The 13200-nt window shown below is 35.3% G+C and carries 11 protein-coding genes; all 11 read right to left on the bottom strand.

The window, feature by feature from the left end; genetic code table 11:
* Positions 1–16: 16 nt before the first annotated feature.
* The 11 genes from BN986_RS02150 to BN986_RS02100 all read right to left on the bottom strand — a co-directional run bounded on the left by BN986_RS02150 (position 17) and on the right by BN986_RS02100 (position 13196).
* Complete coding sequence (locus tag BN986_RS02150; protein WP_040977996.1) at positions 17–1459, bottom strand: aldehyde dehydrogenase family protein; 1443 nt, start codon at positions 1457–1459, stop codon at positions 17–19.
* Between the two features lie 31 nt (positions 1460–1490).
* On the bottom strand, positions 1491–2549 hold the full coding sequence (locus BN986_RS02145) for an NAD(P)-dependent alcohol dehydrogenase (RefSeq protein WP_040977995.1): 1059 nt from the start codon (positions 2547–2549) through the stop codon (positions 1491–1493).
* Positions 2550–2564: 15 nt separating this feature from the next.
* The gene (locus BN986_RS02140) at positions 2565–3635 is read right to left on the bottom strand and encodes a zinc-dependent alcohol dehydrogenase (protein ID WP_244444925.1); all 1071 of its coding nucleotides are present in this window, start codon (positions 3633–3635) and stop codon (positions 2565–2567) included.
* A gap of 24 nt (positions 3636–3659) precedes the next feature.
* A complete protein-coding gene (locus BN986_RS02135; protein ID WP_040977993.1) occupies positions 3660–4616 on the bottom strand; it encodes a transketolase family protein in 957 nt (318 codons plus the stop codon).
* Entirely contained in the window at positions 4606–5469 is an 864-nt protein-coding gene (locus BN986_RS02130) for a transketolase (RefSeq protein ID WP_040977992.1), read from the bottom strand. Before BN986_RS02130 ends, BN986_RS02135 begins: the two co-directional genes overlap by 11 nt.
* Positions 5470–5492: 23 nt before the next feature.
* Positions 5493–6659 carry a mandelate racemase/muconate lactonizing enzyme family protein gene (locus BN986_RS02125; RefSeq protein WP_052400584.1) on the bottom strand — a complete coding sequence of 389 codons (1167 nt, stop codon included), beginning with the start codon at positions 6657–6659 and terminating at the stop codon, positions 5493–5495.
* 71 nt (positions 6660–6730) lie between these two features.
* A complete protein-coding gene (locus tag BN986_RS02120) occupies positions 6731–7753 on the bottom strand; it encodes a LacI family DNA-binding transcriptional regulator (protein ID WP_040977991.1) in 1023 nt (340 codons plus the stop codon).
* 393 nt (positions 7754–8146) lie between these two features.
* Positions 8147–8779: an RraA family protein gene (locus BN986_RS02115; RefSeq protein WP_074435600.1), complete on the bottom strand. Its 633-nt coding sequence runs from the start codon at positions 8777–8779 to the stop codon at positions 8147–8149.
* A 60-nt stretch (positions 8780–8839) separates the two neighbouring features.
* Complete coding sequence (locus BN986_RS02110) at positions 8840–9661, bottom strand: DUF6282 family protein (protein ID WP_052400583.1); 822 nt, start codon at positions 9659–9661, stop codon at positions 8840–8842.
* 5 nt (positions 9662–9666) lie between these two features.
* Positions 9667–12372, bottom strand: a complete 2706-nt coding sequence (gene acnA / locus BN986_RS02105) for an aconitate hydratase AcnA (RefSeq protein WP_244444924.1) — start codon at positions 12370–12372, stop codon at positions 9667–9669.
* A gap of 164 nt (positions 12373–12536) precedes the next feature.
* Positions 12537–13196, bottom strand: coding sequence for an aspartate/glutamate racemase family protein (locus tag BN986_RS02100; protein ID WP_052400582.1), 660 nt, complete (start codon positions 13194–13196; stop codon positions 12537–12539).
* Positions 13197–13200: the final 4 nt, after the last annotated feature.

Raw genomic sequence — 13200 nt, 5'->3', positions numbered from 1 at the left:
CCGTTTCCAGATTCTCTTATAAATTCATAACAACAACTTTTTCATTTGTCATTTCTTCTATGGTATATTTAGGACCTTCTTTGCCTAATCCACTATTTTTAATCCCACCATATGGCATAGCATCTGTTCTAAATGTCGATACATCATTAATGATAACGCCTCCAAATTCCAATTCCCGAACTGCTCGCATAGCAAAGTTGAAATTTGCCGTAAATATCCCTGCTTGTAGCCCATAATCTGAATGATTTACTTCCTGTAATACTGCATCAATTGACTCATATGGGATAACACTAACAACTGGTCCAAACACTTCCTCGCAAACTACTTTCATATCCTGATTGACATTGGTTAGTACAGTAGGATGGTAAGCCGTGCCTTCTCTTTTACCTCCACATTCCAGCTTTGCTCCGTTTGCGATCGCTTCCCTCACCCACTTTTCTACTCGGGCAACTTCTTTTTCAGAAATCATTACTCCAATATCTGTTTGAGAATCTGCGGGATTACCAACTTTTAAATCTTTTGCAGATTGAATAAACTCTGATAAAAATTCATCATAAATTTCCTTATGAACATACAACCTTTGAACAGCAATACATGCTTGTCCATTAGCAGTTACAAATCCTCTTTGAGCTGCAAGTTTAGCAATATCACTAATTTCTACTGCATCTTTATGAATAATTGTAGGAGAATTATTTCCTAATTCTAAAGATACTTTCTTAATTCCTGTGGTATTTTTGATCAATTTCCCTACTCTTGCGCTTCCTGTAAAAGTAAACATATTTATTCGTTCATCTTCAATTAAATATTGACCAGTTTCGCTGCCAAAACCATTTACTACATTTAAATACCCATCTGGAAGGCCAGCTTCTTTCATTATTTTCACTAGTTTTAACACCGTAATAGGCGCTATTTCTGATGGTTTTAGTACAACTGTGTTTCCCGCAGCAATTGCAGGACCAATCTTATGAGCTGTTAAATTAAGTGGCATGTTAAAAGGTGTTATGGCGCCCACAACTCCAACTGGTGTTCGAACAGTAAAGGAAAGTCGATTCTCATTTCCTTTTTGTCCCTCAATTGGCACTCCATGACCCGAAATTCGTTTTGCTTCTTCAGCTGAAATGGTAAAAGTGTTAATCGCTCGATCAACTTCGATATTGCAATCATTTATGGTTCTTCCAACCTCCTGTACTAAAGTTTGTACGAGGTCTTCTCTATTCTCTCCTAATAGTTTGGCAGTTTGTAATAGGATTTCACTTCTATCTACTGCCGGTAATTTTATCTTTGTAAATGTATTTACAGCACTGCTTACTGCATCGTTTACAATACCTTGGTCTGCTTTATATACCTCACCAATTAATTCATTTGTATATTTGTTATAAACTGGAATTTTTTCTCCTTCAAAAATTTCTGCTCCCCCGACTGTATTCCCATACTCCTGAACTTTATTTGTCATTTGCATCTGATCAATACCTCCTAAAGCTGTTAACTATTCAATCATTAGGCTTAACAATTACTTTAATACTTGAACTTTTATTCACTCTGGCATGCTCTAATGCTTCCTGTACTTTTTCTAACGGATAAAAATCAGTTAAAAGTAAATCTGTCTTGAATTTTTTAGAACCTAATATATCAACTCCATGCTGGTACGTATTGGTGTATCTATATACACCATGTATGCTAACCTCTTTTTGTAATAGCTTATAAAAATTAATACCAATATTATTCAATCTTGAAAATCCAATAACAGATATATTTCCACCTTTTTTTACGATATCCACACTTGCTTTTATTGCTTGTTCCTGTCCTGATGTTTCAACGACTACATCTACACCACGATCATTTGTTAATTCTTGCACGCTCTCTACTAAATTTTGTTTGGAAACATCAATAACATGTGTAGCACCTAACTCTTTTGCTATTTTTAATCTTAAAGGTTCAATATCTGTTGCAATAATGTTCAGAGCCCCAAAAGATTTTGCTGCAATAATTGCTGTCAATCCAATTGGGCCCATTCCAGATATCAACACACTTGAATCCGCTTTCATACCGGATCTGGACAAACCATGTAAACCGACAGATAATGGCTCTATTAATGTTGCTTCTTCAAAAGTTACATTATCAGGTATTTTAAAAAGAAAATTTTCTGGATGGATTATATACTCTGAAAATGCCCCATCTATTGGCGGGGAAGATAGGAAAGCTACATGGCTACATAGATTATAATTTCCTTCTTTACAATCTGTACAAGTACCACATGAAATACCTGGTTCAATTACAACTCGATCTCCAATTTTTAAAGTAGTTACTTCTGATCCTATCTCAACAACTATTCCTGCACATTCATGTCCTTGAATTAGTGGTTTTTCTACTTTTTTACTTCCTATTTTCCCTTTCTCATAATAATGGACATCTGAACCACATACACCAACTGACATCACTTTTATTAGTACTTCATTTGAGTGTAAGGAATCTAACTCCCTTTCTTCCATTTTCACTACAAACGGCTTGTGCAGTACAGCTGCTCGCGTTTTTCTTACTTTATTTTCCATATAATTTATAACCCCTTATTCGTGATAAAGAAGTACTTTACCAGCTTGTTTATTTTCACTCATTTCAAATGCTTCTTTCCAGCGTTCCAGGGGAAATTTATGCGTAATTAAACTGTTTAAATCTAACGTGTTCTGTTCAAATAATTTCATTACTTTTTCCCATGTTGACATAGAATGGGCTACAGAACCTTGAAGTGTAATTTGCTTATAAATAACTAAGTCATAATCCAGGGTTACTTCTGAACCTACAATTCCCAATTGTACCAATTTACCTTTGTTCTTTAATTGTTGTAGACAAGCATTAATAGAGCTAGGATGACCAGCACATTCTACAGCAAAATCTACACCTTTTTCATTGGTTAGATCTTTAACAATATCACTTAAATTCTCTTTACTTACATTAACTACTTTGGAAGCTCCCATTTTTTGCGATAGTTCTAGACGAATATCATCTACATCAGTCCCTGCCACAATGACATTAACCCCCCTACTTATTAATAATGAAAGGGATACTAACCCTAATGGCCCAGGACCTGAAAGCAAGACAGTATCTCCTGCGTTAGGTGTCTCTAATTCTTCCAGTGCTTGTACAACACAAGCTAAAGGTTCTGCCAAAGCTGCTGCTTCCAAAGAAATATAATCGGGTATTTTATATGCCATGTCTTCTCTTACCACAACATTTTTTGTAAAACTTCCATTGACACCATAGCCCATTCCTCTTCTCGTTTCACAAAAAACATATTGTCCTTGTTTGCAGTATTCACATGTACCACATGTAATTGCTGTAGATGGAAGCACAGTTACTCTATCACCAACATTAAAACTATTTACTTCCTTACCTGTCTCTATAACAATTCCTGCAAATTCATGTCCAAGAACTACTGGAGGAAAATTCTTAAAAGTATCATGTAAAATATGGAGATCGGTACCACATATCCCGCTATATTTCACGTTAATTTTTACTTCGTTATCCTTGCACTCTACATCTGGAATATCTCTTAATTCTACATTCCCCGGTCCTGGTGCTACTTTCATGATTGCTTTCATTCTTATATACCATACCTTTCTATTTTTAGTTTTTAACATAAATATTGTGGGAACAACATCTAACTATTTTTTCATTTGAATCACTTGTAACACTTTTTCAGCAACATGCTTACTTGAGATTTCATAATGATCCAATAATTCCTCATTCGATCCCGACTGCGTATTTTTATCACGGACCCCAACACGCAACATGGGTACTGGCACATTCTCCACTAACACTTCTGCTACCGCGCTTCCTAATCCTCCATAAATCGTATGTTCTTCAGTTGTTACAATTGCCCTTGTGCTCTTAGCAGCTTCTATAATAGCTTCATTATCTAATGGTTTTATAGAGGGCATATGAACAACAGAAGCATTTATTCCTTCTTCATGTAATAGATTGGCAGCCTCTAACGCTCTTGCTGTTTGTGTACCTGTTGAAATAATCGTTGCATCAGCGCCTTCTTTTAAAACAACTGCTTTTCCTAATTCGAACCTATATTCGCAACTATCTGAAAATATAGATTCTACATTATCTCTTGCTAGGCGAATATAGACTGGCCCCTGATATTTGTTTGCAAATCTCATGACTTGCTCAACTTCATAAGCATCAGCTGGTGCTAAAACAACCATTTTGGATAAAGATCTCATGATCGCTAGATCCTCCAGTGCTTGATGTGTTTTTCCAGCTCTACCATTTAAAAGACCAGCATAAGCCCCAACCATTTTCACATCTGAGTTGGTTTGAGCTATAGATACTTGAATCTGATCAAGGCTTCTTTTGGTTATAAATGCTGCAAAAGTAACTGCCCATGGCTGTAATCCAACTGCTGCCAGGCCTGCTCCAACACCCATCATATTTTGCTCTGCTATTCCCATTTGCAAAAATTTATCTGGATTTTTATCTGCTAAAATATTTAATTTAGTAGAATTAGCTAAATCTCCATCTAATCCATAAACTCTTGGATCCTCCTTAGAGATTTCCAAAATGACATCACCAAATTTATTTCTCATTGATTTGAATTCTTTTTTAACTGTCATGATTTAACCCACCTTTAGAAATCTCTTTTATAGATACGGCATATTCTTCTTCTGTTGGAACTTTAGAATGCCATAGATAATTGTTTTCCATAAAATGAACGCCTTTACCTTTTACGGTATTCGCAATAATAATAGTAGGTTTGCCAACTGTTTTCTTTGCTTTTTGACAAGCATCAATAATTTCTTTCATGGAATGACCATTTATGGTGGTTACGTCCCATTCAAAAGCTTTCCATTTTATTTCTGGATTTTGAATTGGGTTTAATCTCGCTTCTTCCTCTCCTGCCCAGCCATATTGTTGCAACTTATTATAATCCATAATAACAATCAGATTATCCAGCTTATATTTTGCTGCAACATCAGCAGCTTCCCACATTTGACCTTCTTGGCTTTCCCCATCTCCAATCATGCAATAGGTCATAAACGAATCTCCCTTTAGCTTTGCTCCTAACGCCATTCCTACAGCAGTCGAAATACCTTGTCCCAAAGATCCCGTAGACATATCTAAACCAGGTAACAAATCCTTATCCGGATGTGCTTGAAGTCTTGACTGCATTCCATCAAAGGTTTCCATTTCCTCCACTGGAAAATAGCCTCGCAAAGCAAGTACTGTATATAAAGCAATCGCAGAATGACCTTTCGATAGAACAAATCTATCTCGCTGTTCCCAGTCAGGATTCTTAGGGTCTATATTTAAAACTTGGTTATATAAAGCAGTAAGAATATCTGTAGCAGAAAGAGGTCCACCTAAATGACCGGCCCCTACTTTATATACTGTATTAATAATAACCTCTCTCGCTTTTGCTGCTCCTTGTTCCAATTCATTCATGTTTTGTTCCGTTAATACAACCATCTAATCTTACTCCTCTCTAATCGTTATTTATCCAGACGATATGATTCAATAACACGCTTATCTAGCTGAATACCAAACCCAGGACCTTCAGGAATTTTATAATAACCATTCTTAAATTCATTTCTATTTTCAATAATTTCATAGAACATTGGATCTCGATCAGGATGGAATACTTCTAAAAATGTTCCTGACATAGTAGACCCAAGTAAATGTGCCGAAATTTGTGGTTCTTCATGATGAGCCATATCAAAACCTAACGCTTCTGCCGTACTAGCCGCTTGTTTCCAAGCTGTTGGCCCTCCACTCCAGCTTGCATCAAAATTACAAACATCTATTGCTCCACCTTTCATCATCTCAATACATTCTGCAGGCGAATCTTCACTTTGACCAGCTGCTACAGGGATACCAGACATTAAACGTATATCTTTCATAGCGTCTTTGGCGTAACTCCATCGACAAGGTTCTTCAAACCACCTAATATCAAAATCTCTTATCCCTTGTGCAAAGGTCAATGCATCTTTTCTATCCCAACCTTGGTTGGCATCTACCGTAAGTACAAACTCATCTCCTGCAGCTTCCCTTGCAATTCTCACTCTTTCAATATCAATTTCAGGGGATTTGCCTCCAACCTTAAACTTACAAGCTGCTACTCCCATTTCTTTATATGTCTCAATATCATTTTTAATTTTCACTTCATCTACATCGCTTCTTTCTGAATAATAACCTCCAATTAGCATGACTGGTAATTTCGTTTTTGATCCGCCCCATAGCTGTACTAATGGCATTCCCAATGTCTTACCGATTGCATCATAGATAGCACTGTCCACACAAGATAGTGCATTCAAAGAGATTTTTCTATCTGCTAAAATATTAAATGTTATAGGATATAATTTTTGCCAAATATGTTTAACATCAAATATATTTTCTCCAATAATAAGTGGTGCCATTTCATTTTTAATCATATTTACAATAGCTTGTAAGTCATCCAGCTCGTCGCCATTATATATTTCTCCAACAATTCCATCCTCTGTTGTTATTCTTGTAATGACCGTTACTCGATGGGACATAAAGTAATTACTCCCTTTAAAAACCTGTTTCAAAGGCATTTTTATCGGAATAACTTCTACCTTTATAATTTTAGATGTTAGTGTATTTATTTGTTTTGTCGTATTCTTTTTTTCATCAATCATTTTACTTAGCTCCTTTTAATCTATTCGGAAACGTTTCCATTTCATTGGATAATTAATTCTTGTAAATCAATTTAACTAATTGGTTTACAAGAATCTCTTATAAGAAATTCAGTAGGAATTACAATTGGTTCTTCCTCACCATATGATTCAGGATCTTGAATATACTTTAATAAAACTTGTGCTATCTGTTTTCCCATGTCATCAATCGGTCTGTGGATAGCAGTGACCGGGGGATCTAATAATTGCGTCAGTTCATTATCTTCAAATGTAATGATAGAAATATCATCAGGATATCTTAGATTTTCTTTTCTCATTGCACGTAAAATACCATAAAACATTTGATTATTTAAGGACAAGACAGCAGTGACTTCCCCTTTATGTATTTTAGGGGCTACTTCTAATAGTAATTCTTCTCCTGATTTACTATTCAATTTTCCGCTTAGGATTAGTTGTTCATTAAACTTTTTCCTCTGAAAATCAAAGCAATCTTTATATGCTCTTATACCTTCTCTTGTCGGTCTGATTTCTTTGTTTCCTGTAATCATCGCTATATTTTCATGCCCCAATGAGATAAGATAATTTATTGCTTTTTTCACCGAACTATAATAATCTGTTAAAACCCCCGGCGGCAATGTTGGAACATCTCTATTGATTGGAACAACCGGAATATCTATTTTCGTTAAAACCTTATTTAATTTCCAATCTTTTTCAGTAGGAATTGATAAAATAATGCCATCGAAACTTCTGCCATTTAAAAACGAAGAAATCTTTTCTTCAACATTTTTTTCTCCAATACTGCATAGGGACAAGGTAAACCCGTAACTATCCAGTTCTATTTGTACACTCTTAGCAATTTGAGCAAAAACTGGGTTGGAAATATCAGCAAAGAAAGCGATATTTTTATATTTTTGCGATCGCATACTTTGCGCAACATAATTTGGCGTGTAACCCAGCTGTTCAATACTTGCTTGAATCTTCTTTTTCGTTTTTTCACTTATACCTTCAGATTGATTAATTGCTCTTGACACCGTGCCTATCCCAAAACCCGAATGCTGAGAAACATCCTTGATAGTAACTTTTCTAGTTATTTTCAATCACTCCTCACAAAAGGAAACGTTTCCATGAATGAATTATAATATTTATTTTTAATTTTGTAAACTCTATTTTTAAAAAAATATAGAATTTTATATTTTATGTTGGCAAAACTTTTTTCACTTTCTTTTATATCATAGTATTTAAAGCAAAACTTAATAATCAAAGATATTTTTCACTTCTCTCAAATTCCTCTCATCAAATCTCCCCTTGACATTTAAAACACTGTAAATTCGCAATTTTCTTATAATATTCTACTGTGATGCACAAAAAGCCCCGACCCAAATATATCTAAACTTTAAGGACGGGGTTTCTTATATCACAGAAGAACGTTATGCTGTCTGTCTCTTTCTAATATTAAACCACTGTAAAAAAGTAACTTTAAAATTAAACTTTTATCCCTGCTTATGCTCGGCCAGGAATTTTTCAAGATAGTCCTGCACAGCTTCTAGATCTTCTCCTACCCGACTTTCTCGCTCTTCATCTTTTTTTACCCTTTCAATTGTTTTTTGATAAACTTCCTCTTCATTGTTTTTAGGTATAACTGCTACACCATCAGCATCAGCTACAATAATATCACCAGGATTCACCTCAACCTCTCCGACATTCACGGGAACATTTAATTTGCCAATCAGATTTTTTTTACTGGCAGCCGTTGTTGTGCCTTTACAAAAAACAGGGAAATCTAAATCCTTTGTCCCCTTTATATCTCTAATCACACCATTAGAAACAACGCCATTTAATCCCTTTGTTTTTGCTAATCCTATAATAAAATCTCCAGCAAAAGCATTGCTTGTTCCTGATTTTCCATCAATCACTAAAACATCTCCAGCCTCTGCTTTAGATATTGCTTCTAATACCGAAATATTTTCACCAGCTGAAATATCAACAGTGAACGCCTTCCCCGCTAGTTGCCATTCTTGTTTTAGAGGTTTAATACTGATGTCCATATAATTTTTACTGCCCAATGCATCTGTAATTGAAGTTGTTGGTATTCCTAAGAATCTATTTTTTGTCATTTCAATCATCCTTTTTCTACTCAAATTTTGAATCTCATATTAAAAAATTGAAGAAATATCACCTGTTTTTCATAAACCCAATAACAATAAAGGAAGTGTTTTTGTCATGTGGATTAATTCTTTCTCACTGATTCCATTTTCTAATAAATACTCTATATAGGAAGGAAATGAAATATTCCAAGGCGGGTTCTCTATTTGTCCGCTATCTGTAGAAACAATGGTTGATTCATATCCTACTCTTTTTATTGCTTCTAAATTAATTTCTAAATTACTTTTATACATACCTCCACCAATAGGTTGTGCATACGTCCGTTCAAATTTTAGATCAAACTCTTTTAAAAGGTTGATTTGCTCACCTATAGAAAGGTCTACTATATGAAACTCTGGATGTGTAATAACCAGTTTACGGAAATTTAGAGATTTTGCTTTTTCTGCAACCTTATAAATTTCTTCCTTTGAAATATGCCCTGTCCCCAAAACCACATTATACTCCGATGCTAATTCAATTACTTCTACTGCCTCGTCAGAAAGCTGGCTGCCATGTAGTAATTCTATGCCACCAGCTTGCTTCATCTTTGTTCGATGGTTTTTAGCATCATTTGTTGGAAGCCATATGATTTTGGCGCCTAATTTAATTGCATTTTCTACTGCTATACGATTAAGTCCTCCAATGGGGGCATTACAAGTAACACTTCCAACAGCTTGAACTTTCTTGTTACCCTGATTTAAATGCCAAGCTCGATCTGTTGTTGGAAAACAATGTGATTTGATAACAATTGCTCTCATCCCCAGCTTCTCAGCTTGAAGCATTAATTCTTTATCTGTATGTTTTCTTTCTCGTAAATCAGGAGCTGAATGAATATGCATATCAATCATTCCATTAAAATCCATACTAGTCACACTCTTTCCTCTATTTCTTCTAATACTTTATTCATAATACCACCGGCTTTAAAATAATCGAGTTCAATTTTATTATCCAGTCTTACTTTTACAGTGAAAGAATTTATTTTATTTCCTTCCACCCTTACTTCAACTTGGCTGTTTGCTTGAATATCCTGCATCGATTCTTTCAACGTAAATATTTCACTTCCATTTAACCCCAATCCAGCAGCTGAGTCACTCTCTAAAAATTGCAAAGGCAGTATTCCCATTCCGATTAGATTACTGCGGTGAATTCTTTCATAACTCTCTGCAATAATAGCCTTAACTCCTAATAGTTTCGGTGCTTTAGCTCCCCAATCTCTTGAACTTCCTGTCCCATACTCTTTTCCAGCTATGACAATTAAGTCTGTATTTTTTTCCTGGTATTGCATTGCAGCAGCGTAAACGCTCATTACTTCATTAGTAGGAAAGAAAATCGTATAGCCGCCTGTTTTCTCCGGTACTAGTTTATTCCTCAAACGAACATTAGCAAAACCACCTCTTACCATTACTTCATGGTTACCGCGTCTGGATGGATATGAATTAAAATTTCCAGGCGAGACCCCTCTTTCTAGTAAGAACTCCCCTGCTGGTGTTGACATTCCAATCGCTCCCGATGGTGAAACATGATCTGTCGTTACACTATCTCCCAGAAATAATAAAGCTCTACCTTTATGAAACACATACGAATCAGCTTGGGGCCGTTGATTCACAAATGGTGGTTTTTGAATATACGTTGACTTTGAATCCCATTTAAAAAGATGGCTATCTTCACTTTCAATAAGATTCCATTCTTTGTTATGGGTTAGTATATCTTTATACCTTGCTTTAAATAAATCTTGTGTCAAAAAAGTATTTTTTATTGCTTCTACTTCCTCCGCTGATGGCCATAAATCATGAAAATAAATGGGTGCTTTTTCTGAGCTATAAGCTATTGGATCTACCATTAAATTTATATTCATTGTACCGGCCAAAGCATACATCACTACAATTGGAGGAGAGCCAAGATAGTTAGCTTTAATAAGTGGGTGCACCCGTCCTTCGAAATTTCTGTTTCCTGACAGTACTCCCGAAACAACTAACTGATTTTCTTTTATTGCTTTCTCTATTTCCGGGGGCAGAGAACCGGAATTACCGATACAAGTTGCACATCCATAACCGGATACATAGAACCCCAGTTTTTCCAGATAATTATTTAGACCTGCATTTTCTAAATAATCAGCTACCACTCTACTTCCAGGTGTTATCGAGCTTTTTACGAATTCTTTCTTTTTCACTCCTAAATCCACTGCCTTTTTAGCTACCAGACCTGCTGCAATCATCACATCTGGATTGGATGTATTTGTACAGCTGGTGATTGCGGCTAAAACGACACTTCCATGTTTCAAGGTTCCCATTGAGGTGACACTTTCTGTTTTTAACTCTTGAGAAGAAAGTCCATAGCCTCCATTATTTATTGGCTCTGTTAAGATATGGTTAAACTCTTCCTTACATTGATTTAAATTCACTTTATCCTGCGGACGTTTTGGTCCTGCAAGGGAAGGCACAACCTCTTCCAGATTAAATTCAAGTATTTCTTCATAGCTGGGTTCCATCATACTATTCTCTCTATACATTCCCTGAAGACGGTAATACTCCTCCATTAATTTAATTTCTTCTTCTCGATGTCCAATTAAATCCATGTATGCTAATGTTTCTTTATCTACTGGAAAATATCCCATGGTCGCTCCGTATTCAGGAACCATATTCGAAATGGTTGCTCTATCAGGAACACTTAAATGTTGAACTCCAGGCCCAAAAAATTCTACTATTTTCCCAACAACATCATACTTTCTTAATACATTGGTAAGCGTAAGAGCAAGATCTGTTGAAGTTGTGCCCGCTGGAAGTTTATTTGTTAACTTCACTCCAAGTACTTTAGGAATATTCATAAATACAGGTTTTTCTAATATAGCAGCTTCCCCTTCAATGCCTCCAACACCCCAGGCAACTATTCCCATCCCATTCACCATCGTCGTATGCGAGTCTGTACCTACTAATGTATCAGGATAGAGTAAGTTAACATCTCCTTTCTTTTTCTTAATCACTAGAGTAGATAAATACTCCATATTAATTTGATGCATAATCCCTGATGAAGGAGGCACAATGGTAAGATTCTGAAAGGAGTTCTTTGCCCATTTTAAAAATTGATATCTTTCATAATTTTTCCGGAACTCTCTTTGCTCATTTTTATTTAAAGCATCTTTATTTCCAAAGGACTCAACAATTAGTGAATGATCAATGACTAAATCTACTGGAAGTTTAGGATTTAAGTGTAAAGGATTTTTATCCCTGGTCTTCAAAGCATCTCTCATCGCAGCTAAATCTACTAATGCCGGGAGACCTGTTGTGTCATGCAGTAGTACTCTGCCGGGATAAAACGGTAATTCCTGACTACTATCTCTTTCAGAAGGCCAATTAGCCAGCGCTTCTAATTGTTTCTTCCCGTCCTCTCCAGATTCAGCATTACGTAATATAGATTCCAGCCAAATCTTCAATGAAAACGGAAGCTTTTTAACATTTATATAACCTAGTGTTGTTAAACGTTCTAATGAATAGTAAATATATTTCTCTCCATTAGCTGTCAGCTCTTTTTTCACTTCTTTTTTTATCGATAGGGTTTCTTTCGTTATTTTAATCACCTCAAAACATAAATCAGGTTGAACATCATAACACCATCACATAATTGTTTATTCAAAAAATACAGACTCCTCTATATAGTTTAATAGATTTAAACGAGTTATTTAAGATAATAATGTTTAGAAAAAAGCTTTTTTACCCAACTTTTAGTGTATCAATTATTTTCTTATATCTTTTGATTGGTTAAAATATCTGTCAACTCTTTTAAACAATACTCTCCACCTGTTAAAACAGGAGCTTTATACTCAAACGTTAAATCAAGCCCTGCTGTAATAGACATTTGTGCGATTACAATGACATCTACTTTTTCACTTAAATCTTTGACTTCTTTTTGGATAATATTCTTGAATGCTTCTGTATTACCCGAATTAATTGTTTCAGCAGCTTGCTTAGAAAGCATAGGATATACTCTAATTTCTTTATTCATATCATCAGCAATATCATTTAATATATGAGTTGTAGTATCTTTTGCTGCCTCTAAAGTTGCTATTATTCCTATCTGTCCCCCAATTTGAACTGCTTTTTTAAGCATTCCTAAATCGATACTTACAATAGGAAAATCAAACATTTGCTGAAAATGGTCCACATAAGGTGTAAAAGATGAACAGGCTAAAGCAATTCCATCTACAGAAGAAGTTCTTGCTTTTTCAAGCAAGTCAACTATTCGCTGTACGTGTTCTTCCTTTACATGTCTGTCTCTTCTGATATCCTCCATCAATGTTTCGTCTATAAAATGAGTTGCAGTCACGTTATTTGCGTATAACTGAACAGCATGATCCAATGGTTCTTTTGAATTTTTAGTTGCATGGATAATGCCTATTTTCAATTTA

It is taken from the genome of Oceanobacillus jeddahensis (assembly GCF_000750635.1).
GTDB lineage: Bacteria > Bacillota > Bacilli > Bacillales > Amphibacillaceae > Oceanobacillus > Oceanobacillus jeddahense.
The sequence above is the reverse complement of the archived record's forward strand: the minus strand, read 5'-3'. Positions and strand labels throughout refer to the sequence as shown.

Bases quoted from the DNA above. Each gene is read 5' to 3' on its own strand.
- BN986_RS02150 (WP_040977996.1), bottom strand. From the start codon at position 1,459: ATGCAAATGACAAATAAAGTTCAGGAGTATGGGAATACAGTCGGGGGA.
- BN986_RS02145 (WP_040977995.1), bottom strand. From the start codon at position 2,549: ATGGAAAATAAAGTAAGAAAAACGCGAGCAGCTGTACTGCACAAGCCG.
- BN986_RS02140 (WP_244444925.1), bottom strand. From the start codon at position 3,635: ATGTTAAAAACTAAAAATAGAAAGGTATGGTATATAAGAATGAAAGCA.
- BN986_RS02135 (WP_040977993.1), bottom strand. From the start codon at position 4,616: ATGACAGTTAAAAAAGAATTCAAATCAATGAGAAATAAATTTGGTGAT.
- BN986_RS02130 (WP_040977992.1), bottom strand. From the start codon at position 5,469: ATGGTTGTATTAACGGAACAAAACATGAATGAATTGGAACAAGGAGCA.
- BN986_RS02125 (WP_052400584.1), bottom strand. From the start codon at position 6,659: ATGATTGATGAAAAAAAGAATACGACAAAACAAATAAATACACTAACA.
- BN986_RS02115 (WP_074435600.1), bottom strand. From the start codon at position 8,779: ATGATTGAAATGACAAAAAATAGATTCTTAGGAATACCAACAACTTCA.
- BN986_RS02110 (WP_052400583.1), bottom strand. From the start codon at position 9,661: ATGGATTTTAATGGAATGATTGATATGCATATTCATTCAGCTCCTGAT.